This window comes from Paratractidigestivibacter faecalis (assembly GCF_003416765.1).
GTDB lineage: Bacteria > Actinomycetota > Coriobacteriia > Coriobacteriales > Atopobiaceae > Paratractidigestivibacter > Paratractidigestivibacter faecalis.
In genome coordinates this window covers 1-2,139 of sequence record NZ_QSNG01000004.1, presented here as the reverse complement: position 1 = coordinate 2,139, position 2,139 = coordinate 1, and the positions used below count along the sequence as shown (strand labels likewise).

The 2,139-nt window shown below is 36.3% G+C and carries 2 protein-coding genes and 1 pseudogene; 2 read left to right on the top strand and 1 reads right to left on the bottom strand.

The annotated features are described in order from the left end of the window. Positions 1–20: 20 nt before the first annotated feature. Positions 21–173: pseudogene (locus DXV50_RS10120) on the top strand (HU family DNA-binding protein); the annotation flags it as partial. Between the two features lie 16 nt (positions 174–189). Continuing rightward, a complete protein-coding gene (locus DXV50_RS09765) occupies positions 190–570 on the top strand; it encodes an HU family DNA-binding protein (protein WP_269801661.1) in 381 nt (126 codons plus the stop codon). A 556-nt stretch (positions 571–1,126) separates the two neighbouring features. On the opposite strand, the gene DXV50_RS09400 is transcribed toward DXV50_RS09765, so the two are convergent. Then, on the bottom strand, positions 1,127–1,909 hold the full coding sequence (locus DXV50_RS09400) for a hypothetical protein (protein WP_198666483.1): 783 nt from the start codon (positions 1,907–1,909) through the stop codon (positions 1,127–1,129). Positions 1,910–2,139: the final 230 nt, after the last annotated feature.

Genomic DNA, 2,139 nt, shown 5'->3' with positions numbered 1-2,139 from the left:
TCTAGGAACAACAACCGCTTCACGCGCGTGTTATTCCATCAGGAACTTTTGATGCCAAGAAATTTATAGAATTGGTATCCAAGTCTAATGGTTTCAGTCAAGCTACCATTGAAGGTTGTTTGCAAGCTGTGACAGACGAATTGCAGCGTTGGCTCTCAAAGAGTAGACCGTAGAAGTTGGAGAGTTGGGATATTTTCTTTGTCATTAAAATGTGATCGTTCGGTGATGGAGAAGAAAGAAATCCGTTCACCTTCTATCTGGCTTAATAAGGTGAACCTTCGTGTTAATAAGAAATTCTATGAAGAATTGGAGCCGTTGCAGTTGGAACGTATTGAATCACCATATCGTACAGACAATACTCGTGGGGAAGATGAATGTCGTACACTTCTTATGCGGCATATAGATGAACATGGTTGCATTACCCGTGCTGATTTTATGAGATTGGCAGCTATCAGCCGGGATAAGGCAGTCGAATTTCTCAGGAAATATCTGGATGAAGGAATTATCCGGAGATATGGAGCAGGTAAGATAGTGGTGTATTTGAAAAGTGATGGCATTAAAAAACGATAGAGATTTTTCGACTCCGCTCCTTTAGGGGATAGATAGTCTGATAATATAAAATAAATAAGAGAACATACTTAGCTTGGTTGATTTGCCATTATGCCGCGGGAGTGATATCTATAGAGATTGTTTTGTCAGGTAGCAGAAATTAGTTTGTTATTCTAAGGTGAGAACTGAATAAGTTTTATTGTTTTGATGTGGATTTGACAGATGAATTCGAGCTGAAAGTTTAATTGATAGCAGCCCAAGATATAACTTTGGGCAATGGATATAATCCACAAATACGTCTTGAAAAAACAGTTTATATTTTCAACTGCCTTTTCAAGGCGTATATGTCATGTCATTAAGCGGCGAGGCGTTTATCTCGGGCTATTATTAGTTGAGCTATTGCTCGAGGTTCTAGCAGCGTTATTTCGAGGTTGGATTATTTTATTGATTTTGTTGTGATTGTGTTTCTTTATTTGCAATTAGCACATCATAAGAGTCTATTTCTCTGTGCAGATTCTGAAGGCGATCTCTTTTAATATTTCAATTCGTTCGAGCATATAAGCATACTCTTCTTTGGTTACAATAAAGTCTTATTGTAACGAGCCTCAATATATGCGCGACAAAGCAGGTTAAAACATCGTTTTTCAAAATTTGTATTTGATGGAAATACTACTGCTAATTCTCTCGAAAATTCTTTTGCATGACCTACCAATTCATCCAGCTTATGGCTCTTTAGACGGTAGTTTCTATATACAAGGCTGATAGAGTTATAAAATCGTTCACAGGTTTGATGCAATAGAAATGAACCTCCTCTATACCGTTCTTTATTATAATCGGTATACCCATGTTCTAAATAATTTATCCCCAGCGGATAATGTATATCAAATTCTTTAATAGCAAATTCTTTAATCTCTTTAAACGACAGTTCACGAGGTTTGGCCAATTTAAACTCTTTGCTGTCATACATCTTGATGCCCTCTTTCATAATATCGGTAAAGAAATACTGACTGCGCTCAAGTTCTTTATTGAGCGTATTTACATATTCAACAATGAATTGTGGTGAAGCATGACGACGATGGGCAAAAGCTTTGTGATATTTAGGAGTTATCTGATTTCTTAGTCTGTCTTCTACATGTTTCATTCTTGGCTTTGGGATGACTGCCATTATATCATAATCGCTCTGATAGAAAGTATTCACACCAAACTCTACTCTCTGGTCCCACAGAACATAACCGCCACGGGCATAGCTACCATATAATATAACCATGCAACACCATGGCATATCGTGCTTAATTAACTCCAGCAAGGTGTTTAACTCTTCCTGTGTTTGTTTAGGTAAATGCTTTATTGACCTTTTCATGTGCTATGATATTTATTCAATCACAAAGTTAATACAAATTAATTGAGATATCTCTTATTTCTATCTCTTAATTCCTCTGTTTTGCTCTTTTTTAGCTCCATACTTCTCCTTATATGTTTTCGAGAACTCCGTATAAGTTTTTTTATAGAGGGACGTATGCAGATAAATGATTATCTTTAAATAAATAATCAAAAGTGTTTCCCTGTCTTGAGGAATCTATATGGAATAGA